This is a genomic window from Calidithermus terrae (genome assembly GCF_003574345.1).
In the GTDB taxonomy this organism is placed as follows: domain Bacteria; phylum Deinococcota; class Deinococci; order Deinococcales; family Thermaceae; genus Calidithermus; species Calidithermus chliarophilus.
The window spans coordinates 13,126-35,785 of sequence record NZ_QXDL01000008.1 but is presented as its reverse complement, the minus strand read 5'-3'; the positions used below and the strand labels follow the sequence as shown (position 1 = coordinate 35,785).

Sequence of the window (22,660 nt, the reverse complement as noted above, 5' to 3'; positions counted from 1 at the left end):
CACCCAAACGCGAGGGCGCCCACCCGGAGCGCCCTATGTCTTTTTGGCTACCGCCACGGGCTTTACGCCGCCCTCCGCACGTCCGAGCCGTCCGGCGCGAGGGTGATCACCTCGGGCAGGCGGCGCCCGGCGGCGATGGCGGCGGGCAGGCCCTCCAGGCGCTTGAGCACCTCGAAGGGGACGTACTTGTGCTCGCCGCTGATGAAGACGCGGGGGTAATTGTAGAGCTCCCGCCCCACGCCCCACTGCGTAGCGGCGCGCTTCATGGCCCCGCTGATGCCGCCCTTGACGGGCTCGAGGTCGCTCGCCCCGGCCCCGTCCCACTTCCACACCCACTCCCCGCTCTCGGTGCGCACGCCGATGCCGCACAGCCAGGCCACCTCGCCGTCGCCCAAGCTCACCTCCTTGAGCTGGTTCTGCCAGCCCAGGGGGCCAAAGGCCCGGTCGAAGCGCGACATCACGGCGCGGCTGTCGATGTAGGGGGCGATCATGGTCTTGCCGTTCTTGTTGACCTGCACCTTCCACTCGATCTCCTCGGCCGTCAGGGGGGCGGTGAGGGCCTCGAGGCCCCTGAGTTCTTTGGGTTCCTTGGTATTTTCTGTTTTAGACATAATCACATGCCCATTTTAGCACAACCATGAATTCCTGGACTGAAAACCGCGTCACGTAAATCGCTCCGGCGTGGAAGGGGGGTTATCTGCTGTAGCCACAAGATCTCAAGTGGTATCGCGCGATCGAGAGGGATCAATCCTGGTTTGGGAGCCGATCTTCTTGTGGCCTTATTGACAGTGCGAGGTATTTGGGCTACTTTATTGACACGCGTTAGTAACACGAGTTAGTTCGCTCTATCGAGCGTGCGGCTGTTCAGGAGGTGACCGTGGAGCAGGTCCCGGAGACTGGAACGGTGCAAAGGCCTGGGAGGGTGGCCTCGAGTTGGCGGCGGGTGTTCAACCGGGAGGCGATTACGGGTTGGCTCTTCATCCTGCCGGCGCTGGTAGGCTTCGTGCTCTTCTACCTGCTGCCCTCGGTCCGGGCCTTCTCCATCAGTTTCACCGACTGGAACCTCCTGCGCCCGCCCCGGCCGGTGGGGTTAGAGAACTACGAGGCCTTGCTGGCCGACCCCAACTTCTGGCACGCCCTGAAGGTCACCGGGCTGTACGTGCTCTTCAACATCCCCCTGCAAACGGTGCTCGCGCTCCTGCTTGCGGTGCTGATGGACCGCCTGGTGCGCTCGATCTTCGTGCGGGCGGTGGTCATCCTGCCCTACCTGCTGTCGAACGTGGTGGTGGCGATGATCTTCCTGTGGCTGCTCCACCCCATCCTGGGCTACGTCAACGTGTTCCTGGGCCTCTTAGGGCTCGAGCGCCAACCCTTCTTCGGCTCCCCCGACCAGGCCCTGGCGACGGTGGCCGGGGTCAACATCTGGCGGCACATGGGCTTCACGGCGCTGCTGTTTTACGCCGGGCTTCAGTCCATCCCGCGCTCGCTCTATGAGGCTGCCGCCATCGACGGGGCTGGCGAGTGGCGCATGTTCTGGCGCATCACCCTGCCCCTGCTGCGCCCGGTGACGGTCTTCGTGCTCGTCACCAGCGTCATCGGCTCCTTCCAGATCTTCGACACCGTGGCGGTGGCGACGGGGGGCGGTCCCAGCTACGCGACTCGGGTGATCGTCTGGTACATCTACGAGAACGCTTTCCAGTTCTTCAGGATGGGCTACGCCTCGGCCATGTCGATGGTGCTGTTCCTGATCCTGGTGGCCTTCACCCTCATCCAGATGCGGGTGTTCCGGGCCAACCAGTCGGACCTGTCGTAAGAGGGTGGGCATGCATTCCGGCACGACCTACACACGCGAGGTACAACGGCTGACCCCCGGGCGGGTCCTGGCCTGGGCGCTGCTGGCGGCGCTGATCTTCGTCACGCTGTTCCCGCTGTGGATCGTGGTGAAGACCGCGATCACTCACCCCAAGGAACTCTTCGGGCAGGCCACCCTGCTGTTCCCCACCGACCCCACCCTCCTCAACTTCCGGCGGGCGCTGGGGATGGTGAGCCTCGAGGAGAACCTGGCGGTGGGTGGCGTGGCTAACATCAACTTCCTCACCGCCATGCGAAACTCGGTGCTGTTCACCCTCACCATTGTCGTCTTCCAGACCTTCTTCAGCGCCCTGGCCGCCTACGCCTTCGCCCGGCTGCGCTTCCCCGGGCGCGACGTGATCTTCTTCCTCTTCCTGGCCGCGACCATGATCCCGGGCGCGGTGCTGTTCATCCCCAACTTCATCCTGATCAAGAACCTGGGCTGGCTCAACACCTTCCAGGGGATGGTGGCACCCTTCGTGCTGATGACGCCCTTCGCGGTGTTCTTCCTGCGGCAGTTCTTCCTGGCGGTGCCCAAGGAACTCGAGGAGGCCGCCTACCTCGACGGGGCCACGCCCTTCTACATCTTCTGGCGCATCATCCTGCCCATCAGCAAGACCCCGCTGGTCACGCTGGGCATCCTCACCACCATCAACGCCTGGAACGAGTTCTTCTGGCCCTGGATCGTCGGCAAGGACAACAACCTCCAGGTGCTCACCGTCGCGCTCAAGATGTTCCAGTCCCAGACGCCGCAGGGCTCGCCGGACTGGACGGGGCTGATGGCCGCGACCTTCCTGGCCATCATCCCGGTGTTCATCCTGCTGGTGGTGCTGGGGCGGCAGGTGGTGGAGTCGCTACAGTTCAGCGGTCTGAAGTAGGCTTCTTCTTTCGCGTTTTGGGAAAGCTCGAGCTAACCGAAAGGGGTGAGGTAGACGGCCAGCGGGAAATCCACGGTTTCAAGCTTTTCGACCACCGGCAACAGGAATCTCTAGAACAGGAGGGACCATGCACCACGTGTTTCGCAGGACGGCCATCGCGGCGGTCGCGGCTTTAGCCGCCCAGGCTTTCGCCCAGACCGAGATCACCTACTGGCTGTGGGACTCCAACCAGCAGCCGGCGTACCAGGCCTGCGCCAACGCCTTCCAGAAGGAGAACCCCGACATCAGGGTGAGCGTCGTGCAGAAAGGCTGGGACGACTATTGGACCGGGCTCACCACCGGCTTCGTCGCCGGCACCGCTCCCGACGTCTTCACCAACCACCTCGCCAAGTACCCTGAGTTCGCCAGCAACGGCCAGATCGTGGATATTGCCCCGCTGATCAAGCGCGATGGCGTCAAGACCGACCTCTACTACCCGGGGCTCTACGAGCTGTGGGGCCGCGGAGGCAAGCAGTACGGCCTGCCCAAGGACTGGGACACCATCGCCATCGTCTACAACAAGAAGCTTCTGAAGGAAGCCGGGATCAGCGAGGCCACCCTCCGCACCTGGACCTGGAACCCCAAGGACGGGGGCACCTTCGAACGGGTCATCGCCCAGCTCAGCAAGGACAAGAACGGCAACAACGGGCTCTCCAAGAACTTCGACCCCAAGAACGTCGTGCAGTACGGCTTTGTCACCAACGGCTCCGGCGGCGGTTACGGCCAGACCGAGTGGAGCTGGCTGGCGGTATCCAACGGCTTCAAGTTCAACGACGGTCCCTGGGACACCAAGTACTACTACGACAGCCCCAAGCTGGCCGAGACCATCCAGTGGCTGGCCGACCTCAGCCTCAAGAAAGGCTACGCCGTCCCCACCTCCGACGTGAGCCGCCTGGGGTCTGAAGCGTTGTTCACCTCGGGCAAGGTGGCGATGCTGCCTCACGGCTCGTGGATGATCAAGTGGTTCAAGGACAACGCCAAGTTCGACGTGGGCTTCGCCCTGCTTCCAGCAGGCCCCAACGGGCGTAAGAGCATGTTCAACGGCCTGGCCGACTCCATATGGACGGGCAGCAAGAAGCAGGAGCAGGCCTGGAAGTGGGTCAAGTTCCTGGGCTCGCCCGCCTGCCAGAACATCGTCGGTTCCTACGGCGTGGTCTTCCCGGCGATCAAGTCGGGCGTGGACGCGGCGCTGCAGGTGTACAAGAAGAACGGCCTGGACGTGACCGCCTTCACCACCATCGCCAACGCCAAGGGCGCTACCTTTTTGTTCCCCATCACCGACTACGCCTCCGAGATCACCAGCATCATGAGCGCCGCGATGGATTCGGTCTTCCTGGGCAAGGCCAGGGCCGCCGACGCGCTCAAGGACGCCAACGCCAAGGTCAACGCGGTCTTTAAGCGATAGCCGGAAGTGGCGAACGTGGCCCTCGAGGTGCTTGCAAACTCCTTCCCAGGCGCCTCGAGGGCCCGCGCGACGGTCAATAGTCGATGGTCGCGCCAGGCGCGTTGAACCTGAGGCAACCCGCGGCAACTTCGCAAAGGCCCAAGGAGACGAAACCTATGCCTAAAATCACTTTTATCGGCGCGGGGAGCACGGTTTTCGCCAAGAACCTCATGGGCGACATCCTGAGCTTTCCCGAACTTTCCGGCTCTACCCTGGTGCTGTACGACATCAACCCCGAGCGCCTGAAAACCTCGGAGGTCGTGGCCCACCGGCTGGCCCAGAGCCTAGGCGTGAAGCCCCGCATCGTCGCCACCACCGACCGCGAGAGGGCGCTCGAGGGCGCCGACTACGCGATCAACATGGTCCAGGTCGGCGGGTACAGGCCCGCCACCGTCATCGACTTCGAGATCCCCAAGAAGTACGGGCTGCGCCAGACCATCGCCGACACGCTGGGCATCGGCGGGATCATGCGGGCGCTGCGGACCGTACCGGTGCTGCTGGAGATGGCCCGCGACATGGAGCGGCTGTGCCCGGACGTGCTGCACCTCAACTACGTCAACCCCATGGCCATGAACACCTGGGCCCTGCTCAGGGCCACGCGCGTCAAGACCGTGGGGCTGTGCCACAGCGTGCAGGGCACCGCCGAGCAGCTCGCCCGCGACATCGGGGTACCCGTCGAGGAGATCAATTACCTCTGCGCCGGGATCAACCACATGGCCTTCTACCTCAAGTTCGAGCGCGACGGGGAAGACCTTTACCCGCGCATCCGGGAGTACCTCGAGAGCGGGCAGTCCCCCCAGCGGCCGGTGGAGGGCGCCCCCATGGCCGATAAGGTGCGCTACGAGATGTTCCGCCGCCTGGGCTACTTCGTCACCGAGTCCAGCGAGCACTTCAGCGAGTACACCCCCTACTTCATCAAGCGGGACCGCCCCGACCTCATCGAGAAATTCGGCATCCCCCTCGACGAGTACATCCGCCGCTGCGAGGTGCAGATCGCGGGCTGGGAGCACCTGCGGGCCGAGCTCGAGCACAGCAATGAGCCCCTCCCCGTCCACCGCAGCCACGAGTACGGCTCGCTCATCATCCACAGCCAGGAGACCGGCACCCCGCGCGTCGTCTACGGCAACGTGCTCAACCACGGCCTCATCGACAACCTGCCGCAGGGCTGCTGCGTGGAGGTGCCCTGCCTGGTGGACGAGAACGGCGTCCAGCCCACCCGCATCGGCAGCCTGCCGCCGCACCTGGCCGCCCTCATGCGCACCAACGTGGGCGTGCAGGAGCTCGCCGTCGAGGCCATCCTCACCGGCAAGCGCGAGCACGTCTACCACGCGGCCATGCTCGACCCCCACACCGCCGCGGAGCTCGACCTCGAGCAGATCTGGAATCTGGTCGATGAGCTGCTCGAGGCCCACGGGGAGTGGATCCCTGAGCCGTTGCGCCAACGGTCGAGTATCCTGGTCCCCTAGGAGGGACGGGAAAGGGGCATGCCCACACGCAAGCCGCGGGTGACCAGCCAGCAAGTAGCCAAGCACGCCGGCGTCTCCAGGACTACGGTTTCCTTCGTGCTCAACAACGTCCCGGGCGTCGTCATCAGCCCGGAGACGCGCCTGCGGGTCCTGCGCGCGGCCAAGGAGCTGGGCTACGTGCCCAACGCCGCCGCGCGCACGCTGGTAAGCGGCCAGACCGGCACCATCGCCCTGGTCATCCCGCACGCCGAGCACCTCAAGGTGGACGCGTTCCTCCCACAGCTCCTCTACAGCCTCAACGAGGTCAGCTACCGCCACGGTTACCGCGTGCTGCTCGAGCCCGTCGAGGACGCCGCCAAGCCCGGTGCCTACCTCGAGCTCGTCTACGGCAAGCGCATCGACGGGCTGATCGTAGTCAACGCGCGCACCCAGGACGACCCCCACCTGCTCGAGCTCGCCCAGATGGGCTTCCCGCTGGTCCTCATGGGTGCGCGGCTCGCGACCCACGAGGGGATCTACTCGGTGGACACCGACAACCGCACCGCCGCCCGGCACGCGGTGGATCACCTCCTGCGCCTGGGCTACCGGCGCATCGCCCACATCGCCTACGCCCCGCCGGAATACCACGCGGCCAACCTGCGCCTGCAGGGGTACACGGAGGCCCTCGAGGCGGCCGGGCTCGAGGCCGACCCTGCCCTGGTGGCCTACGGCAACTACAGCGCCGAGAGCGGCTACGAAGCCATGCTCACGCTGCTGGAGAGGAAACCCTACCCCAGGGCGCTCTTCGCCGGCAACGACACCATCGCCCTGGGGGCGATGGCCGCCCTCCACGAGAAGGGCCTCAGGATCCCCGACGACGTCGCGGTGGTGGGGTACGACGACATCCCCACCGCGGCCTATGCCTTCCCGCCGCTCACCACCGTGCGCACCCAGGCCGTACTGCACGGCAGCGTGGCGGCCGAGATGCTGATGAAGCTGATGCACGGCAAAACCCCACAGGAGCGGCACGTGATCCTGGAAACCCCGCTGGTGATCCGCCAGTCCTGCGGGGCTAAAGCCGCGAAGGCCGAGGAAGCCTGAGCCTTTTCCCCCTCCCTGCGGCCGGGGAGGGGGAGAGGGGTAATCCCGGACTTCCGCCGGGCAGTGCTTTCAGGCCTGCGCCTGCGCCTCGCCCCGGCGCTCGACCAGGGTCAGGATGTCGTACAGCGCCACGGTCTTGCCCTCCTGGTTGGTGATCTCCACCGCCCAGGTCACCACCCCCGTCAGGCGCTCGCCGGGCTTGGGGTCCTTCTTGGTCTTGTTCTTCACCGTCAGGCGGGCCTGGATGGTGTCGCCGATGCCCACCGGCTCGATGAAGCGCAGCTTCTCGAGCCCGTAGTTCGCCAGCACCGGCCCCGGGGCCGGGCTCACGAAGAGGCCCGCCGCCGCCGAGATCAGGAAGTAGCCGTGGGCCACGCGCTTGCCGAAGATGGATTCCTTGGCCCCGAGCTCGTCCACGTGGGCGTAGAAGTAGTCGCCGCTGACGTTGGCGAAGTTGACGATGTCGGCCTCGGTGACGGTGCGGCGGTGGGTGAGGAAGCTCTCGCCGACCTGGAGGTCCTCGAAGTACTTGCGGAAGGGGTGCACGCCGTCGCTCTTGGTCTCGGCGCCGCGCACGTACTCGCGGGAGATGAAGCTCAGGGTGGTGGGGTCGGCCTGGACGGCGCTGCGCTGCATGAAGTGCTTGATGCCGCGCACCCCGCCCATCTCCTCGCCCGCCCCGGCCCGCCCCGGCCCGCCGTGGATGAGCTGGGGCAGGGGGGAGCCGTGGCCGGTGTTCTCCTTGGCGTTCTCGCGGTTGAGGATCAGCAGGCGCCCGTGGGAGCTGGCGCAGCCGAAGAAGAGCGTGCGGGCCTCGGCGCGGTCGTGGGTGACGATGGAGCCGGCGAGGCTGCCGCGGCCCATCTTGGCGAGCTGGACGGCCTCGTCGAGGTCGCGGTAGGGGAGCAGGGTAGCCACCGGGCCGAAGGCCTCGACGTCGTGGGGCTCGAGGGCCTCGAGCGGCCGGTCGCAGTACAGCAGCCGCGGGCTGAGGAAACCGCCCTTCTCGGGGTCGCCGCCCAGGAGCTCGAGGGGGGCCTCGAGCACCACCTCGCAGCTGCGGCGCAGCTCGCCCACGCGCTCCTTGACCTCCTCGCGCTGACTCGTGCTCACCAGCGGGCCCATCCGCACGTCCTCGCGGCTGGGGTCGCCGATGGTGGTCTTGGCGAGCCGCTGCTTGATCGCCTCGATCACCGCCTCTACCTTGCCGGCGGGCACGATCACCCGCCGGATGGCCGTGCACTTCTGCCCGGCCTTGACGGTCATCTCGTTGGTCACCTCGCGCACGAAGAGGTCGAACTCGGGGTCGCCGGGCTCGACGCTCTTGCCCAGGACCGAGCAGTTGAGGCTGTCGGCCTCGAGGTTGAAGGGCACCGAGTGGGCCACGAGGTTGGGGTGGGTCTTGAGCTTGCGCCCGGTGGAGGCCGAGCCGGTGAAGGTCACGAGGTCCTGCTCGCTGAGGTGGTCCAGCAGGTCGCCGGTGCCGCCGCAGATGAGCTGGACGGCCCCCTCGGGCAGAATCCCCGACTCGATCATGGCCCGGAAAACGGCTTCGGTGAGGTAAGCGGTCTGGGTGGCGGGCTTGACGATGGCGGGCACCCCGGCGATCAGGCCGGGGGCCAGCTTCTCGAGCATCCCCCACACGGGGAAGTTGAAGGCGTTGATGTGCACCGCCACGCCCTCGCGGGGCACCAGGATGTGCCGCCCCAGGAAGGTCCCGGCCTTGGAGATCTGCTGCACGTCGTCCTCGACCAGGAACTGCTCGTTGGGCAGCTCGCGGCGGGCGAGGCTGGAGTAGGAGAAGAAGGTCCCGATCCCGCCCTCGATGTCCACCCAGCCGTCGCGGCGGGTGGCGCCGGTCTTGAAGGAGAGCTCGTAGAAGCTCTCCTTGCGCTCCATGAGGTACTGCGCGAGCGCCCGCAGCATCGCGGCCCGCTCGTGGAAGGTGTAGCGGCGCAGGTTGGGCCCGCCCACCTCGCGGGCGTGGCGCACCATCGCCCCGAAGTCCAGCCCCGCGCTGCTCACTAAGGCCACGGGCTGCCCGTAGACGGCGTCGTTAACCAAGGTTCCGTCCTCGCTGGCCTGATACCAGCCCCCTACCGCGTAACTGCTCAGCTTCATCCGTCCTCCTCAGGTCTAACAAACGCTCGTTAGCTAGTATAGCAAGGCTCCCCGGCGGGAAAACCCCCGCTCCTGTAGTCTGGAAGCAGCATGGATTGGCTCTTGCTCACCGCTGCCTACCTCGTCGGCTCCCTCAACCTCGCCATCCTCGCCGGTCGTTTCAGGGGCCTCGACATCCGCCGGCACGACATCGCCGGGGCCTCCGGCGTGTTCCGCCAGTTCGGGCCGGCCTGGGGCACGGCCGTCGCCCTGGCCGACGTCGGCCGCGGGGCCCTGGTCGCCTGGCTCGCCCACTCGGTGAGCCCGGAGCTTCGCCCCTGGACGGGCGCGGCCCTGACCGCGGGGCACATCTGGCCGGTGTTCTTCGGCTTTCGCGGCGGGGGTGGCCTGGCCCCTGCCTTCGGCTACGTGCTCGCGCTCCTGCCCGGCCCGGTGCTCATCGGCACAGCCCTGGCCCTGGCCGTCGGGGCCCTGCACAAGCTCACCAACGAGCGCCTGTTGCCCCAGATCGGCTGGCTGCCCTTCGGGGCCATCTTCGGCTTCGCGTACCTCCTGGCCGCGACCTGGGGCGGGCCCGGTTTCGCCCTGGCCCTGTTCGCGCTGCTCCCGCTGGCGGTGCGCGGGGTGCTGGTGCTGACGGGGCGGTGGTGGGGGCACTGAGCCCCCGGCCGCTAGGGGCGCATGCGGGTGTACATCCGGGGGAAGGGAATGGCCTCGCGGATGTGCTCGATGCCGCAGATCCAGCGAACGGTGCGCTCGAGCCCGATCCCGAAGCCCGAGTGGGGCACCGTGCCGAAGAGGCGCAGGTCCATGTACCAGTCGAAGACCTCCTCGGGCAGGCCGTGCTCGCGGATCTTCCGCAGCAATAGCCCGGGGTCGTGGATGCGCTGGCTGCCGCCGATGATCTCGCCCACGCCCTCGGGAGCCAGCATGTCGGCGTTCTTGACCAGCCGGGGGTCCTCGTCGTCGGGCTGCATGTAGAAGGCCTTCACCGCCGCCGGGTACTTCTCGACGAAGATGGGCCGGTCGAAGCGGCGGGTGAGGGCGGCCTCGTGGGGGGCGCCGAAGTCGTCGCCCCACTGCATGGGCTCGAGCCCCTGCTCGGGTTGCTCCGCCGCGATCTTATTGACCATCTCCACCGCCTCGGTGTAGTGGATGCGGGGGTAATTGCCCTGCGCGGTGGTCTCCAGCACGGCAGTGTCGCGCTCGAGCATCTGCAGCTCGAGCTTCTTCTCCTCCAGCACCCGCCCCGCGAGGTAGGCCACCAGGTCCTCCTGGAGCTGCATGTTCTCCTCGTGGGTCATGAAGGCCACCTCGGGCTCGACCATCCAGAACTCCAGCAGGTGGCGGCGGGTCTTGGAGCGCTCGGCGCGGAAGGTGGGGCCGAAGGTGTAGACCTTGCCGAAGGCCATGGCCCCGGCCTCGGCGTAGAGCTGCCCGGACTGCGAGAGGTAGGCCTTCTCCCCGTCGAAGAGGTCAACCTCGAAGAGGTCGGTGGTGCCCTCGACGGCGTTGGGGGTGAGGATGGGGGAGTCCAGGCGCACGAAGCCCCGCGCGTGGAAGAAGTCGTGGATGGCGCGCTCGAGCTCGTCGCGCACCCGCAGCACCGCCCAGGCCCGGCGGTGGCGCATGTGCAGGTGGCGGTGGTCCATCAGGAAGTCCACGCCGTGCTCCTTGGGCGTGATGGGGTACTCCCGGCTGGGCAGGCTGATGACCTTGAGGCCCTTCACGCCCAGCTCGTAGCCGCCCGGCGCGCGGGGGTCGGCCCGCACCAGCCCCGTGACCTCGAGGGCCGCCTCCTGGGGGAGGTGGTCGGCCTGCTCGAACTGCTCGTCGGGGAGCTCGCCCTTGAACACCGTGGCCTGGATGAAGCCGGTCCCGTCGCGCAGGGTGAGGAAGTGGATCTTGCCCTTGCTGCGGCGGCCCGTGACCCAGCCGCGGATGAGCACTTCCTGGCCTTCGTGCTTGCTGATCTCTTCGATAAAGGCTCGTTGCACCAGGGGATTTTACCCGGGCTCGAGGCGGCCGTGCACGGGATGGGCCCCGGGGGGCTGGGCCGGCCTATGATGGTCGGAAGGAGGAACAACCCATGCCTCACCCTACGCCGGACACCTGGGAGCAGGGCGACCCCTACGAGCGGTACGTGGGCCGGTGGAGCCGCCGGGTCGCGCCCCTTTTCCTCGCCTGGTTGGGCGTTCCCGCCCGGAGGCGCTGGCTGGACGTGGGGTGCGGCACGGGCGCGCTCTGCGCGGCCATCCTGGAGGGCTGTTCGCCCGCGGCGGTCGTGGGGGTCGAGCCGTCGGAGGGCTTTCGCGAGGCCGCGCGGGCGCGCCTGGCCGGCCGGGTCGAGCTCTACCCCGGCAGCGGGGCCGCCATCCCCCTGGCCGACGAGTCGGTGGACGCGGTGGTGTCCGGGCTGGTCCTCAACTTCGTCCCCGACGCCCCCGCCGCGCTGGCCGAGATGGTGCGGGTTACGGCCCCGGACGGCGTCGTGGGGGCTTACGTGTGGGACTACGCCGGGGGCATGGAGCTCATCCGCCTCTTCTGGGACTGCGTGCTATCGCTCGACCCCGCTGCCGCGCCGTTGGACGAAGCCGCTCGCTTCCCGCTGTGCGCCCCCGACGCCCTCGCCGACCTCTTCGCCGGGGCCAGGCTGCAGGAGTTGCGGAAGACCGCCCTCGAGGTGCCCACCCCCTTCGCCAGCTTCGACGATTACTGGGAACCCTTCCTGGGCGGGCAGGGGCCCGCGCCCGGCTACGTCGCCTCGCTCGAGGACGACGCCCGGGCCCGCCTGCGCGAGCGCCTGCGCGAGCGGCTCCCGGCGGCGGCCGACGGCTCGATCACGCTCAAGGCCCGGGCCTGGGCCGTGCGGGGGATCGCCAGCTAAGGCCGGCTCAGGCCCCGCCGCCCGGCCTGCCCTCCAGCAGCCGGTCGAGCTTGGCCTCCAGCCGCTCGAGGCGCTCCTCGAGGCTGTACACCCCCTCGCCCTCTCCGGGCCGGGCCTCGCCCACGTCCTGCTGCCGCTGCCCGATGAGCGTCGAGGCGATCACCCCGCCTAAGTAGGCCGGGACCGCCAGGCCCAGCACGTAGAGCAGCCCGGCCAGCAGCCGGCCCTCGAGGGTCCGGGGCTCGAGCGAGGAGCCGATGGTGGTGACGATGCCCACCGCCCACCACAGCGCCGCCCCGTAGCTGCCGAGCCCGCCCGCCGGCTCGAGCCACACCATCGCCGCCGGGGCCAGTAGGACGATCAGCGCCACCACGGTCATGAAGTAGGCGAAGCTGCTCCACTGCAGGAGGCTGCGGAACTGCACCGCGCCCCGCCGGGTCAGGTTGGCGACGCGCACCGCCCGCAGCGCCCGTACTGCCCGCACCGCGCGGAAGGCCCGGAACACCCGCAGGAACGGCAGGATCACGGTGAGCAGCCCGAACCAGTTCTCGCGCACGTAGGCCAGCTTGTCGGGGGAGAGCAGCAAAAAGGTGAAGTACTCGAGGGTGAAGGCCCCCCAGATCAGCCACTGCGCCGCCTCGACGGCCCTCGCGGCGCCTGGGGAGAGCGGCAGCGCCGCCTCGAGCACCACCAGCCCCAGCATCGCCAGCGAGAGCACCGCCATCGGCAGCTCGAAGAGGTCTCGAGCCAGTTCCAGCCGCGCTTCAGGGGTTTTGGGGTCGGTCATGCCCTTCAGGGTAGAAGGGCCAGCGGAGCGCGGGCTGAGTCTCAGGCGCTGCCCGCTTCGCCCCCGGCCCCCTGGGCTTTCTGCCAGCGGTAGAGGTAGAGCTGCAGCGTCAGCAGGTAGCCGCTCAGGGCCAGCACCGCGACCTCGAGGGCGCTCACCCCGAACACCGCGCCCAGCACCGCCGCCAGCATCCCGGCGAAGCCGGCCTGGACCAGCGCCCGGCGCAGCACGTCGGCCACGTACTCGTCCCACAGCGAGGGTGTCCCAGGCAGCAGTTCGAGCAGCAGCGCCACCGCGCCCACGAGCGCCCAGGGGTGCCCGTGCCAGGCGAGGTAAACGAAGGCCAGCGCCCCCGCCCCGAGCGTGAGCAGCGTGCGCCGGGAAGGCAGGGGGCTGACCCGGCTCTCCACCTTCACCCCGCCGATCTGAACCGACGAATGGTAGGGGTTGGTCGAGGTGACGAGGCTCAAGAGCGCGAAGGCGACGAGCAGGATCGCCACCATGCCCCAGGCCACGACCTGCGCGGTGACGTAGCCGCCATAGCGCCAGGCGATCAGGCCCGCCAGCAGGAGGAGGGGCCACTCGAGGTTGACCTCGTACTTACGCTTTACCAACATGCTTCGCCTCCTCAGTCGCGTTCTCGTCCTCGAAGATGTCCTCGATGGTCAGGCCGAACAGCCGGGCGATCTTGAAGGCCAGCGGCAGGCTGGGGTCGTACTTCCCGGTCTCGATGGCGTTGACGGTCTGGCGCGAAACTTCAAGCCGCTCAGCCAAGTCGGCCTGGCTCCAGCCGTACTCCGCCCGTAAAACCCGCAAGCGGTTCTTCACCGGCGCAGCCTCCACCAGGCGTACAGAAGCTCACCAAGGTTGAGTCCCAGAATCGCCAGGACCGCACCTACGGCATACGGGCGCGCGGCGTCCACCCCGGAAATTTCGCCCCAGGCCGCAGCCCCGACCGCCAGCCCGAAAACGGCCATCGCCCCGTACTCGAGCCCCTGCCGGCGGAGCCCCCGGGTGAACTCGTCCTCCCGCGCGTTGTGACGCAACCACAGCGACATAACCACGAGGAGAGCCGCGACGATCAGGACAACCCACAGCATGGCTTACCCCTCTCCCAGCTTCAGGCTCACGCGCCGGACCTCGAGCCGCCCGTCGAGCCGCCGAGCCATCGCCACGAGCACCCCTGCAAGCGCGCTGCGCCAGGCGGGCACGCCCACCGGGGCAAGGAGGCGCTGCCGTAAGGCGTCGGCTTGCAGTTGCTCCACCTTCGCCTTTGCCTCAGCTTCGAACAGGTGCCATTGGTTCATCGCCCACCCCCTGTCAAGGAAGCTTGACAGAAGTGTAAAGTGTCGGCGACAAATTGTCAAGCGAGCTTGACGACCCCTCCCGTGGCTAAGGCTTGAACTCGCAATATCTGCCCTCGACCCTCTTGAGCGACTCGGCTAGCGGGGGTACCCCGTACGCCAGGCGCTCCTCGTCCCTTGGTGGCCGGGTCCACCGGGTAGAGGCACGGCCCGTTCGCCGGGTTCGCGGAGAACTGGGTGCCGTACTTCTGCGGCTTGCCCTGCAGGACGAGGTAGCGGTCCGTCGCCGCGGCGTAAATCCAGCGGGCGCTCCGGGTGTCCGCCAGGGCCATCGCCTGGCGGGCCAGCTCGGCGGCGAGCTTGATGTGCTCGAGGCAATTGCCGTGCTGGAAGATGAAGGCGGCGTGGTAGAAGTCGTGATAGAACGCGAGCTTTCCCGCCCTGAGATAGCCCAGCACCTCGGCCCTGCGCTCGGTGTCAGATCGGATGAGCCGCTCGAGCTCCTCCTGGGTCGGGGCGCGGCCCCGGAAAGCTTCCCGGGCGGCCTGATCCTCGTCGAACAGTTGCTTCACACGCGCCGACACCGTGGCCGAGTCGTCCGAGCCGACCGCCACTTGCACCCCGTCCACCGGGGGCACGCACGATTGGGGCGTCGCCTGCGCCACGCAGCAGGTCGAGGCTAAGGAAACCACGATCAGAAGGGCTCTCATGTCCGCCTCTTGTCGCTCCTCGAGCGGGTCAGCGCACCTCGAGGCTCCGCCGTGCGAGGATCCTGCCCATATCATCCTGGGAGACCAGCTCATAGCGGCCTGGGGTGAGCATCAGCTTGCGGCCCGGCTCCGCCACGATCTGATCAAAGGGCACCGCGTCACTGCCCTCGCCCGCCACGAAAGCCTGTACCAAGACCCGCTGAGCAACGGGGAGCAAAGCGGACGGAACTTCCACTGGCTTCCTACCCAACCACTCGCGCAACCAGGAGGGTCGCCCGCCCACCAACACCTCCCTAGGATGGAGAACTTGGATGTCCACCCGGCCCGCATATTGGCCGAGCGTAACAAAAACGCCGTTCGCCGAGCGCAGGACTGCGGAGGTGGTGACGGGGAAGGCCGCCTCAGTGGTCTGGTCGATGGTGAGCGGATCTATCCCTGCTAGATCCTTGAGGCGCTGGGCCATCCATACGTTGCCAAGGGGATCGGGACTCTCAAAGACGTGGTGAAAGCCCGCATAGACCAAAACCCTAGCCGTGGGATCGCGCTGCAGGATCCGCTGCAAGTTATCGGCTTGGGCCTGCTCTCGGGCCTCTATGGATTGAACGTCCCCTTCCGGCTCGTAAGGCACGAGCCGGTAGCCTACCCTCATCGCGTTCCGGATCAGGTCACCGAAGACCGGCTCCTTGGAGTAGTGCCCCATCCCCAGGCTCGGGTAGCCCTTGCGGGCGAGCTCGGCCACGCCGGGCAGGAAGGTTTCCGCGGCGAAGTGGGTGAAGCCTTCCTCCCGCAAGGCCAAGGCCAGGCGCAGGGCGAACGCGCGGTGCATGGGGACGTGATGCGCCTCGTTTAGGATCACTACCCGCCGCTCCTTGGCGGCCCGGACGATGGCCCCAACGGCTTCTTCCTGCCGGGCGCCTGCGGGTATTTCCGTGGCCGTACCGGCCGGGAAAGCGCTGCCGAAAGCCTCTCTGGCCCCCTGGGTATCTCCGACGTAGGAGCGGGCCCAGGCGAGCACTTGGGCGAAGAAAGCGCCGTCGTGACCCGGCGGTGGCCCCCTGAACGCCGTCTCGGCCTGAACCAGCGCGCTGAGGTAATGCCCGGAGTCCCAGGCGGTGTTGAGCTTCGTCAGGAATTCACGAAGCATGCCGGGGGAAGCAGCGGCTAGCCCCAGACAGACGGCGGTCAATGCTGCAAAACGCCTCAACAGTCGCATCCCCACCCCCTCGAGTGCCCTCACCGGATACGCCCAAAAGTTGCAGTGTGTCTAAAATACACGAGCCCACTGGAGAAAACCAGTGGGCTTTGCTTTAGCGCGTCTCAGTGCTTCTCGCAGTCCCGAAAACGCCTGAGGGTATTCGTGGGAAGCGCCCTCAGTGCGTCAGCACCTTGCGCACCGCCTCGAGCACCCGCTTGGTGTCGGGGCGGTAGAAGTTCTCCACGGCGCTGAAGGGCGGGTAGGGCGCGTCCCAGCCGGCCACGCGGACGACGGGGGCCTCGAGGTAGTCGGTGGCTTCCTCGGCGAGGCGGGCGACGATCTCGGCGCCGAAGCCGCCGGTGCGCATGGCCTCGTAGACCACCACGGCCCGGCCCGTCTTGGCCACCGACTCCACCAGGGTCGGGGTGTCGAGCGGGACCAGGGTCTCCACGTCGATGACCTCGAGCTCCACCCCCTCGCGCGCGGCCACCTCGGCGGCCTTCTGGCACACCTCGACCATGCCGCCGTAGGCGATCAGCGTTGCCGCGCCCCCCTCGCGCACCACGCGGGCCTTGCCGATGGGCAAGGTGTAGTAGCCCTCGGGCACCTCGGCCTTCACGCCGCGGTAGAGCTTGATGGCCTCGAGGAAGAACACCGGGTCGGGGTCCTCGATGGCCGACAGCAGCAGGCCCTTGGCCCGCTCGGGGCTGCTGGGGATGATCACCTTGACGCCGGGGACGTGGCAGAGGATGGCTTCGGGGCTGTCGGCGTGCTGCTCGGGGGTCTTGACCCCGCCGCCGTAGGGGGCGCGGATCACCAGCGGGATGGTGAAGCGGCCCCGGGTGCGGTGGCGCATGCGGCCTAAGTGCGAGAGGATCTGGTCGAGGGCAGGGTAGAGGAAGCCCGCGAACTGGATCTCGGCCACCGGGCGCAGCCCGGCCATCGCCATGCCGATGGCGAAGCCCACGATCCCGCTCTCGGCGAGCGGGGTGTCGAAGACGCGCTTGTCGCCGTACTTGGGTTGCAGGCCGTCGGAGGCCCGGAAAACCCCGCCCATCTTGCCCACGTCCTCGCCGAAGAGCACCACCCGGGGGTCGCGCTCGAGGGCGAGGTCGAGCGCCTCGTTCACCGCCTGGACCAGGTTAATCACGCGGGTGCCGCGCTCGGCGATCATGCCTCACCTCCGGTGCGCAGGTAGTTCCACGCCGCCTGCTGGTCGGGCTGCATCTCGGCGTAGACCTGCTCGACGATCTCCCAGGGCTTGGGCTCGGGGGCCTGGTCGGCCTCGTCCACCGCGGCCACGAACTCGGCCTCGAGCTCTTCCTCGAGCGCTTTCTCCTTCTCGTCGTCCCACAGCCCCAAGTGCGCCAGGCAGCCCCGCATCCGCGCGATGGGGTCGCGCTTCTTCCAGGCCTCGGCCTCGTCCTCGGTGCGGTAGCGGCCGGGGTCGTCGGAGGAGGTGTGGGGGGCGACGCGGTAGGTCAGGGCCTCGATCAGGGTGGGGCCCTCCCCGGCGCGGGCCCTGGCCGCGGCCTTGCGGGCCACCGTCCACACCGCCACGAGGTCGTTGCCGTCCACCGTCACGCCGGGGATGCCGTAGCCCTGGGCCTTGAGCGCCACGCGCTGTACCTTCATCTGCTTGTGGGTGGGCACGCTGATGGCCCAGCCGTTGTTCTGCACCACGATTAAGAGCGGCGCGTCGAAGACCGAGGCGAAGTTGAGCCCCTCGTGGAAGTCGCCCTCCGAGGTCCCCCCGTCGCCGATGAACACCGCCGCCACCGCGCTGTTCCCCTTGAGCTTCTCGGCGTAGGCCAGCCCGGCGGCCTGGGGCACCTGGGTGGCGATGGGGATGTAGAACTGGATCATGTTGACCCCTTCAGGGATGCGCCAGCCCGCGGGGTCGGCCCGCCAGTTGAGGATCAGCCTCGACAGCGGCATCCCGAAGGTCAGGGCGGCGGCCGTCTCCCGGTAGCTCGGGCACAGCCAGTCCGACTTCTCCAGGCTGAGGGTCACCCCCACCTGCGCGGCCTCCTGCCCCCGGAAAGGCGGGTAAACCCCCAGCCGCCCCTGCCGCTGCAACACCAGGGCGCGCTCGTCGAAGTGCCGCGCTCTCCGGAGCGCCCGGTAGCCCTGCAGCAACTCCTCCTCGCTCAGAGGTATGTCCCGCAGGGGCTTTCCGTCATCATCGAGGTAACGAATTGGGTCCACGAAGCCCAGTTTACCCTAACGCCCGTTAGGCCGGCGGGGATCAACCCGATGCAAAGAAAAAACTCACGAGCAAGATTTATCGTGAAATAATACACAAGGAAAGCAGTAAACCATCAGCGGTCAGCCGTCAGCTTGTGGTTGGTCGAGGGTCGAGGGTCTAGGGCCAAGGCGTACGACGTACGCCGTAGGACGTACGACCGGCGTCTTGCGCTTGGCTATCAGCTATCGGCTATCACCCACCCACACCCTCACCCCCGCACCCGCAAGAAGCGCTCGAGCCGCTCCAGCGCCTGCTCGATGTCGTCGGCGGTCTTGCAGAAGGCGAAGCGGTAGAGCCCCTGCGGGGGCGGGCTCGAGGCGTAGAAGGCGCTGCCGGGGATGATGGCGACGCGGGCCTCCTGCACCAGCACCTCGGCGCCGATCTCGGGCATGCGTACGGTGAGGAAGTAGGTCCCCTGGGGCTCGAAGACCTCGAGGCCCATGCCCCGCAACCCCTGGGCGAGCAGGTCCTTGCGGCGGCCGTAGCTCTCGCGGAGCTCGGCGTAGAAGCCCTCGGCGCGGGCGAGGGGCAGGGCCTCGGCCACGGCGGCTTGCAGCGGGGCGGCCGAGCAGAAGCTCGACCACTGGCGCATCCCGGCCACCTCGGGGGCCAGGCCGGGCGGGGTGACGATCCACCCGATGCGCCAGCCGGTGGCCTCGAGCCGCTTCCCCGCCGAGCCCACCGTGAAGACCCGCTCGGGGGCGAGCGTGCGCAGGGGCGTGGGCGGCGCCCCGAAGTACAGCTCGTCGTAGACCTCGTCGCTGATGACCCAGAGGTCGTGGCGGCGGGCCAGGGCCACGATGGCCTCGAGCTCCTCCCGCGAGAAGACCGAGCCGGTGGGGTTGTAGGGGCTATTGAGCAGCAGGACCTTGCTGCGCGGGGTGATGGCGGCCTCGAGCGCCTCCAGGTCGAGCTCCCAGCCGCCCCCGGGCGATCCTGAGTCGGTGGGTTGCAGGCGCATGGGCACCAGCACCGGCTTAGCCCCCACCATCAGGGTCTGGGGCAAGTAGGCGTCGAAGTAGGGCTCGAGCATCACCACCTCGTCGCCCTCGCCGTAGAGCGAGTCGGCGAGCGAGGAGAGCGCCTCGGTGGCCCCGGCGGTCACGATGACCTGCTCGGGCGTCACCCCCAGGTCCTCGGCCAGGGCTTCGCGCAAAGCGGGCAGGCCAGGGGGTGGGGTGTACTGGTCCACGCGGCCCAGCGCCCGGCGGGCGGCCTCGAGCAGGAAGCCGGGCGGGGGGTTGGAGGGGAAGCCCTGCCCCAGGTTGATCGCGCCGTGCTGGAGCGCCAGGCGGCTCATCCGGGAGAAGATGCTCTCGGTGGTGACCTTGGTGCGGGGGTGGAACTCGGCGGGCATAGCGTCAAGATACCGCGCCCTTCAGCGGTTGTCGCCCTCCCCGCCGATCTGGCCGCGCTCGAGGCGGCTGAAGAGCTTGGCGAGGTTGGCCTCGGCGATCTCCTGCAGGCTCAGGCCCAGCTCGGTGGCGATCTGGGCGAGGTACCACAGCACGTCGCCCAGCTCCTGCTTGAGCGCCTCGCGGTCGGCCTCGCCGATCTGCCCGCCCTTGTCGCGGAAGAGCTTCTTGACCTTGCCCGCGACCTCCCCCGCCTCGTTGGCTAGCCCCAGGGTGGGGTAGACGATGGGGTGGTCGGTGTGGACTAAGTTCCAGGTCTTGCGCGACTCGCGCTGGTAGTGGTCGAAGTCCTGAAGCTTCATGCTGGCCCCAGCCTACCCGCGGGCCGCGGCCTCGTCAAAAAGCCTCAGGCCTTGCTGCGCGGGGCGGCCTCGAGCAGCGCCAGGAAGCTCTCGAGCTGCAGGCTGGCCCCGCCCACCAGCCCCCCGTCTACGTTGGGCTGCGCGAAGAGCGCGGCGGCGTTGTCGGGCTTGACCGAGCCGCCGTAGAGGATGCGCACCCCGTTGGCGAAGGCCAGGTCGAAGCGCCGGGCGAACCAGGCCCGGATCTCGCGGTGCATGGCCTCGGCGTCCTCGGGGGTCGCGGTCTTGCCGGTGCCGATGGCCCAGACCGGCTCGTAAGCGACCACCAGGCGGTCGTAGTCGTCGAGGGGCACCCCCTCGAGGCTCCCCTGGAGCTGGCCGAGCGTGTACTCCACCGCGTTCCCGGCCTCGCGCACCTCGAGCGGCTCCCCCACGCAGAGGATGGGGATGATGCCGTGCTCGAGCAGCCGCTTGGCCTTCTCGGCCACCAGTGCGTCCGACTCCTTGTGGTAACTGCGCCGCTCGGAGTGCCCCACGATGGTGTACTTGCAGGTGAGGTCGGCGAGCATCCGCACCGAGGTCTCGCCCGTGTACGCCCCCTCCACGTGCGCCGACACGTCCTGCGCCCCGTACGCCACGGCCGTCCCGAGCAGCACCTCCTGCGCCGCCGGGAGGAAGGGGAAGGGCACCATCAGCGCGGCCTCCGCCGGGAGGGAGGTGGGAATCTTGAGCAGCAATTCCTTGAACCAGGCCTTCGCCTCGGTGGGCGTCTTATACATCTTCCAATTGCCAGCGACGAGAGTCTTGCGCATACGGCTCCAATACTAAGGCAAACGGGAAATGTGGCGGGAAGCCGTCAGCCTTCAGCGGTCAGCGGAAGGCCCGTGGCGTGTGGTGGACCCCACCCTGTCCCTCCCCGCGCCCGGGGAGGGGGTATCCCCCCAGCCCCCTTGCTAAGGGGGTGACAAGGCGTCTTGCGTACGACGTAGGACGTACGACGTACGACCCGCGTTCAGCGCTTGGCTATCGGCCATCGCCCCCCCCACCAACCCTCACCGCTCCCCCGCCACCCGGTGCAACGCCTGCACGTAGGCCACGATCTCGTCCAACTCGGCGTCGGAGATGACGCCGGAGCCGAAGGCGGGCATGGCGCCCAGGCCGACGCGGACCTGTAGGGCGATGAGGAAGCCGGGGAGGGGCTTGTCGTTGAGGGAGGGGCCAAGCCCGGCGGCGCCGTTGGGATGGCACTGGTGGCAGTAGCGCATGAACAGCGCCTCGCCGCGGGTGGCCTCGAGCTCGGGGTAGTTGGCGATGCTCACCCGCTGGGGGGCACAGGCCGCCAGCAGGAGCGCGAGCGCGACCAAACCCCTCACGGCCCCTCCTGCGTGACGCGCCACAGCACGCCGGTGCCCTCTCTAGGCTGGGGTCGCTCGCCCACGGTCATCACCCCGAAGTCCACCACGTACAGCGCGCCGCCGTCGGGGCTGAAGCGGGCATCGACGGGGCGCTCGAGGCCCCCCGAGCCCTGCTTGGAGGCCGGGGCGAAGCTGTCGCCCTTGTTGGCGGCGAAGTCGTAGACGGCTCCCGTGGCCGGGTCCACCCGCACCACCCGGAAGCCCACCGGGGCCAGCACCTTGCCCACCCCGGGCGACATGTCGCCGAACTCGGCGACGAAAGCCTGCCCGGCGAAGCCGAAGGCCGCGCTGCGCGAGAAGTCGAAGCCGTTGGCCGAGGCGTGGACGCCCAGCAGGGCGACGGGCTTGGGCGGGGTGCCGGGGTGCTCGGCCAGCACGTGGCCGGGCGGGGACTTGCCCGGCGGGGTGAAGTGGTCGGCCTCGAGCAGCGAGCGCCCGGCGTGGAAGTCGGGCCAGCCGTACCAGGCCCCCGGCTCCACCCGCCACAGCACGTCGCCGGTGCCGAAGACCGGGCGGCTGCCGCGCTCGTCGTAGCTGTTGTCGCTGACGTAGAGGGTGCCGTCGGGGCTGAAGGCCAACCCGAAGGGGTTGCGGAAGCCCCAGGCCACGAGCTCGAGCGCCCCGCCCTCCGGGCGCACCCGCAGCACCGCGCCGTTGCAGGGCAGCCGGCCCGGGATTACCTGCCCCGGCTGGCTTGGCGTGCCGAAGGGCAGGAAGGCCCCGGTCACGGCCCTGTCATTGGGGTCGGGGGTGAGGGGGTTGGGGCTTTCGAAGTTGCGCCCGGCGAGCTTCACGTCCTTGCAGGGGGTGTCGTGGAAGTCGGGGCGGCGGCGGAGCCAGCCGAAGTCGTGGTTGTCGGGGCCCACCACGCCGGAGTTGGTGGCGGTGCCCTGGCCGAAATAGAGGTAGCCGTCCGGCCCCATCACCGCGCGGTTGGTGTGGTGGTCGCCCACGCTGGGCAGTCCCGTGACGAGGGGGGTGAGCTGCCCGTCCCGCAGCCGCAGGATGCGCCCGCCCTCGAACTCGCCGCCTTCGGCGATGTAGAAGGCCCCCTCGTGGTAGCTCAGCCCGTTCCAGGGCGGGTTGTCGCCGCGCGCCACCTCGCGCGGCTCGCCCCCGGGGCGCACCTCGAGCAGCCGCGGCACCGTGCGCACCTCGCCGTAGGAGTAGCCGGCCTCGAGCACGTACACCCGCCCCTCGCCGTCGAAGGCCACGGCCACCGGGAAGGTGAGCCCCTGCGCCACCGCCTCGAGGCGGTAGCCCGGGGGGAGCTGCACGTCGGCCGGGTTCACCCGGCGCGGGGGCTCGAAGGCGGTCTGGCCCCCGCCCGACGAGGGCGCGATGAAGTAGCACGACTTGAGCGCGAACGCCAGCCCCGCCACCAGCCCCAGCAGGGCCAGGCGGCCCAGCCACAATCCCCACCGCCGCATGACCGCACTCTCGTGCGGGGGCTTGAGCTTTCCCTTTACCCGGGCTGAGTCCCGCCTGAGGCACGAGACGGCGGGGGTGGACCTGGTG

The 22,660-nt window shown here is 68.5% G+C and carries 24 protein-coding genes; 7 read left to right on the top strand and 17 right to left on the bottom strand.

The window, feature by feature from the left end; genetic code table 11:
* Nucleotides 1-62 precede the first annotated feature (62 nt).
* A complete protein-coding gene (locus Mterra_RS02030) occupies nt 63-611 on the bottom strand; it encodes a Rad52/Rad22 family DNA repair protein (protein ID WP_119313647.1) in 549 nt (182 codons plus the stop codon).
* A 266-nt stretch (nt 612-877) separates the two neighbouring features.
* Here Mterra_RS02030 and Mterra_RS02025 point away from each other — a divergent pair, with 266 nt between their 5' ends.
* The 5 genes from Mterra_RS02025 to Mterra_RS02005 all read left to right on the top strand — a co-directional run bounded on the left by Mterra_RS02025 (nt 878) and on the right by Mterra_RS02005 (nt 6,758).
* The gene (locus Mterra_RS02025; protein WP_218022859.1) at nt 878-1,813 is read left to right on the top strand and encodes a carbohydrate ABC transporter permease; all 936 of its coding nucleotides are present in this window, start codon (nt 878-880) and stop codon (nt 1,811-1,813) included.
* 10 nt (nt 1,814-1,823) lie between these two features.
* Complete coding sequence (locus Mterra_RS02020; RefSeq protein WP_119313645.1) at nt 1,824-2,729, top strand: carbohydrate ABC transporter permease; 906 nt, start codon at nt 1,824-1,826, stop codon at nt 2,727-2,729.
* Between the two features lie 127 nt (nt 2,730-2,856).
* A complete protein-coding gene (locus Mterra_RS02015; RefSeq protein ID WP_119313644.1) occupies nt 2,857-4,173 on the top strand; it encodes an ABC transporter substrate-binding protein in 1,317 nt (438 codons plus the stop codon).
* Nucleotides 4,174-4,328: 155 nt separating this feature from the next.
* Nucleotides 4,329-5,678, top strand: a complete 1,350-nt coding sequence (melA, locus tag Mterra_RS02010) for an alpha-glucosidase/alpha-galactosidase (protein WP_119313643.1) — start codon at nt 4,329-4,331, stop codon at nt 5,676-5,678.
* Between the two features lie 18 nt (nt 5,679-5,696).
* A complete protein-coding gene (locus Mterra_RS02005) occupies nt 5,697-6,758 on the top strand; it encodes a LacI family DNA-binding transcriptional regulator (protein WP_119313642.1) in 1,062 nt (353 codons plus the stop codon).
* A gap of 69 nt (nt 6,759-6,827) precedes the next feature.
* On the opposite strand, the gene paaZ is transcribed toward Mterra_RS02005, so the two are convergent.
* The gene (gene paaZ / locus Mterra_RS02000) at nt 6,828-8,879 is read right to left on the bottom strand and encodes a phenylacetic acid degradation bifunctional protein PaaZ (RefSeq protein WP_119313641.1); all 2,052 of its coding nucleotides are present in this window, start codon (nt 8,877-8,879) and stop codon (nt 6,828-6,830) included.
* A 90-nt stretch (nt 8,880-8,969) separates the two neighbouring features.
* Between paaZ and Mterra_RS01995 the strand changes: the two genes are divergently transcribed.
* Nucleotides 8,970-9,539 carry a glycerol-3-phosphate acyltransferase gene (locus Mterra_RS01995; protein WP_119313640.1) on the top strand — a complete coding sequence of 190 codons (570 nt, stop codon included), beginning with the start codon at nt 8,970-8,972 and terminating at the stop codon, nt 9,537-9,539.
* Nucleotides 9,540-9,550: 11 nt separating this feature from the next.
* On the opposite strand, the gene asnS is transcribed toward Mterra_RS01995, so the two are convergent.
* Nucleotides 9,551-10,876, bottom strand: a complete 1,326-nt coding sequence (gene asnS / locus Mterra_RS01990; protein WP_119313639.1) for an asparagine--tRNA ligase — start codon at nt 10,874-10,876, stop codon at nt 9,551-9,553.
* A 92-nt stretch (nt 10,877-10,968) separates the two neighbouring features.
* Here asnS and Mterra_RS01985 point away from each other — a divergent pair, with 92 nt between their 5' ends.
* A complete protein-coding gene (locus Mterra_RS01985; protein WP_119313638.1) occupies nt 10,969-11,766 on the top strand; it encodes a class I SAM-dependent methyltransferase in 798 nt (265 codons plus the stop codon).
* Nucleotides 11,767-11,773: 7 nt separating this feature from the next.
* Here Mterra_RS01985 and Mterra_RS01980 read toward each other — a convergent pair whose 3' ends face one another.
* From Mterra_RS01980 to Mterra_RS01915, 14 genes are all read right to left on the bottom strand, one after another.
* Nucleotides 11,774-12,553, bottom strand: coding sequence for a potassium channel family protein (locus tag Mterra_RS01980; RefSeq protein ID WP_119313637.1), 780 nt, complete (start codon nt 12,551-12,553; stop codon nt 11,774-11,776).
* Between the two features lie 41 nt (nt 12,554-12,594).
* On the bottom strand, nt 12,595-13,170 hold the full coding sequence (locus tag Mterra_RS01975) for a hypothetical protein (RefSeq protein WP_119313636.1): 576 nt from the start codon (nt 13,168-13,170) through the stop codon (nt 12,595-12,597).
* Nucleotides 13,154-13,381, bottom strand: coding sequence for a helix-turn-helix transcriptional regulator (locus Mterra_RS01970; RefSeq protein WP_119313635.1), 228 nt, complete (start codon nt 13,379-13,381; stop codon nt 13,154-13,156). The genes Mterra_RS01975 and Mterra_RS01970 overlap by 17 nt, the downstream gene beginning before the upstream one ends.
* A complete protein-coding gene (locus tag Mterra_RS01965) occupies nt 13,378-13,653 on the bottom strand; it encodes a hypothetical protein (RefSeq protein WP_119313634.1) in 276 nt (91 codons plus the stop codon). Before Mterra_RS01965 ends, Mterra_RS01970 begins: the two co-directional genes overlap by 4 nt.
* 3 nt (nt 13,654-13,656) lie before the next feature.
* Nucleotides 13,657-13,860, bottom strand: a complete 204-nt coding sequence (locus tag Mterra_RS01960; RefSeq protein WP_119313633.1) for a hypothetical protein — start codon at nt 13,858-13,860, stop codon at nt 13,657-13,659.
* A 56-nt stretch (nt 13,861-13,916) separates the two neighbouring features.
* Nucleotides 13,917-14,567, bottom strand: coding sequence for a hypothetical protein (locus Mterra_RS01955; RefSeq protein ID WP_119313632.1), 651 nt, complete (start codon nt 14,565-14,567; stop codon nt 13,917-13,919).
* Nucleotides 14,568-14,595: 28 nt separating this feature from the next.
* Complete coding sequence (locus Mterra_RS01950) at nt 14,596-15,780, bottom strand: hypothetical protein (RefSeq protein ID WP_147372501.1); 1,185 nt, start codon at nt 15,778-15,780, stop codon at nt 14,596-14,598.
* Between the two features lie 157 nt (nt 15,781-15,937).
* Entirely contained in the window at nt 15,938-16,936 is a 999-nt protein-coding gene (locus tag Mterra_RS01945; protein ID WP_119313630.1) for an alpha-ketoacid dehydrogenase subunit beta, read from the bottom strand.
* Nucleotides 16,933-17,970, bottom strand: coding sequence for a pyruvate dehydrogenase (acetyl-transferring) E1 component subunit alpha (gene pdhA / locus Mterra_RS01940; RefSeq protein ID WP_119313629.1), 1,038 nt, complete (start codon nt 17,968-17,970; stop codon nt 16,933-16,935). Before pdhA ends, Mterra_RS01945 begins: the two co-directional genes overlap by 4 nt.
* A 248-nt stretch (nt 17,971-18,218) precedes the next feature.
* Nucleotides 18,219-19,367 (bottom strand): pyridoxal phosphate-dependent aminotransferase, encoded by a 1,149-nt coding sequence (locus tag Mterra_RS01935; RefSeq protein WP_119313628.1) that lies wholly within the window; start codon nt 19,365-19,367, stop codon nt 18,219-18,221.
* Nucleotides 19,368-19,388: 21 nt separating this feature from the next.
* Nucleotides 19,389-19,727, bottom strand: coding sequence for a nucleoside triphosphate pyrophosphohydrolase family protein (locus Mterra_RS01930; RefSeq protein WP_119313627.1), 339 nt, complete (start codon nt 19,725-19,727; stop codon nt 19,389-19,391).
* A gap of 44 nt (nt 19,728-19,771) precedes the next feature.
* Nucleotides 19,772-20,539, bottom strand: a complete 768-nt coding sequence (tpiA, locus tag Mterra_RS01925; protein WP_119313626.1) for a triose-phosphate isomerase — start codon at nt 20,537-20,539, stop codon at nt 19,772-19,774.
* Between the two features lie 240 nt (nt 20,540-20,779).
* Nucleotides 20,780-21,100 carry a c-type cytochrome gene (locus Mterra_RS01920; RefSeq protein WP_119313625.1) on the bottom strand — a complete coding sequence of 107 codons (321 nt, stop codon included), beginning with the start codon at nt 21,098-21,100 and terminating at the stop codon, nt 20,780-20,782.
* Nucleotides 21,097-22,572 (bottom strand): PQQ-dependent sugar dehydrogenase, encoded by a 1,476-nt coding sequence (locus Mterra_RS01915; protein WP_119313624.1) that lies wholly within the window; start codon nt 22,570-22,572, stop codon nt 21,097-21,099. The genes Mterra_RS01920 and Mterra_RS01915 overlap by 4 nt, the downstream gene beginning before the upstream one ends.
* Between the last annotated feature and the right edge of the window lie 88 nt (nt 22,573-22,660).

Bases quoted from the DNA above. Each gene is read 5' to 3' on its own strand.
- Mterra_RS01915 (WP_119313624.1), bottom strand. From the start codon at position 22,572: ATGCGGCGGTGGGGATTGTGGCTGGGCCGCCTGGCCCTGCTGGGGCTG.
- Mterra_RS01965 (WP_119313634.1), bottom strand. From the start codon at position 13,653: ATGCTGTGGGTTGTCCTGATCGTCGCGGCTCTCCTCGTGGTTATGTCG.
- Mterra_RS01950 (WP_147372501.1), bottom strand. From the start codon at position 15,780: ATGCGACTGTTGAGGCGTTTTGCAGCATTGACCGCCGTCTGTCTGGGG.
- Mterra_RS01980 (WP_119313637.1), bottom strand. From the start codon at position 12,553: ATGACCGACCCCAAAACCCCTGAAGCGCGGCTGGAACTGGCTCGAGAC.
- Mterra_RS01955 (WP_119313632.1), bottom strand. From the start codon at position 14,567: ATGAGAGCCCTTCTGATCGTGGTTTCCTTAGCCTCGACCTGCTGCGTG.
- melA (WP_119313643.1), top strand. From the start codon at position 4,329: ATGCCTAAAATCACTTTTATCGGCGCGGGGAGCACGGTTTTCGCCAAG.
- Mterra_RS02015 (WP_119313644.1), top strand. From the start codon at position 2,857: ATGCACCACGTGTTTCGCAGGACGGCCATCGCGGCGGTCGCGGCTTTA.
- paaZ (WP_119313641.1), bottom strand. From the start codon at position 8,879: ATGAAGCTGAGCAGTTACGCGGTAGGGGGCTGGTATCAGGCCAGCGAG.
- Mterra_RS01935 (WP_119313628.1), bottom strand. From the start codon at position 19,367: ATGCCCGCCGAGTTCCACCCCCGCACCAAGGTCACCACCGAGAGCATC.
- Mterra_RS01930 (WP_119313627.1), bottom strand. From the start codon at position 19,727: ATGAAGCTTCAGGACTTCGACCACTACCAGCGCGAGTCGCGCAAGACC.
- Mterra_RS02030 (WP_119313647.1), bottom strand. From the start codon at position 611: ATGTCTAAAACAGAAAATACCAAGGAACCCAAAGAACTCAGGGGCCTC.
- Mterra_RS01945 (WP_119313630.1), bottom strand. From the start codon at position 16,936: ATGATCGCCGAGCGCGGCACCCGCGTGATTAACCTGGTCCAGGCGGTG.
- Mterra_RS02005 (WP_119313642.1), top strand. From the start codon at position 5,697: ATGCCCACACGCAAGCCGCGGGTGACCAGCCAGCAAGTAGCCAAGCAC.
- Mterra_RS01975 (WP_119313636.1), bottom strand. From the start codon at position 13,170: ATGTTGGTAAAGCGTAAGTACGAGGTCAACCTCGAGTGGCCCCTCCTC.
- Mterra_RS02020 (WP_119313645.1), top strand. From the start codon at position 1,824: ATGCATTCCGGCACGACCTACACACGCGAGGTACAACGGCTGACCCCC.
- Mterra_RS01960 (WP_119313633.1), bottom strand. From the start codon at position 13,860: ATGAACCAATGGCACCTGTTCGAAGCTGAGGCAAAGGCGAAGGTGGAG.
- Mterra_RS01995 (WP_119313640.1), top strand. From the start codon at position 8,970: ATGGATTGGCTCTTGCTCACCGCTGCCTACCTCGTCGGCTCCCTCAAC.
- tpiA (WP_119313626.1), bottom strand. From the start codon at position 20,539: ATGCGCAAGACTCTCGTCGCTGGCAATTGGAAGATGTATAAGACGCCC.
- Mterra_RS01985 (WP_119313638.1), top strand. From the start codon at position 10,969: ATGCCTCACCCTACGCCGGACACCTGGGAGCAGGGCGACCCCTACGAG.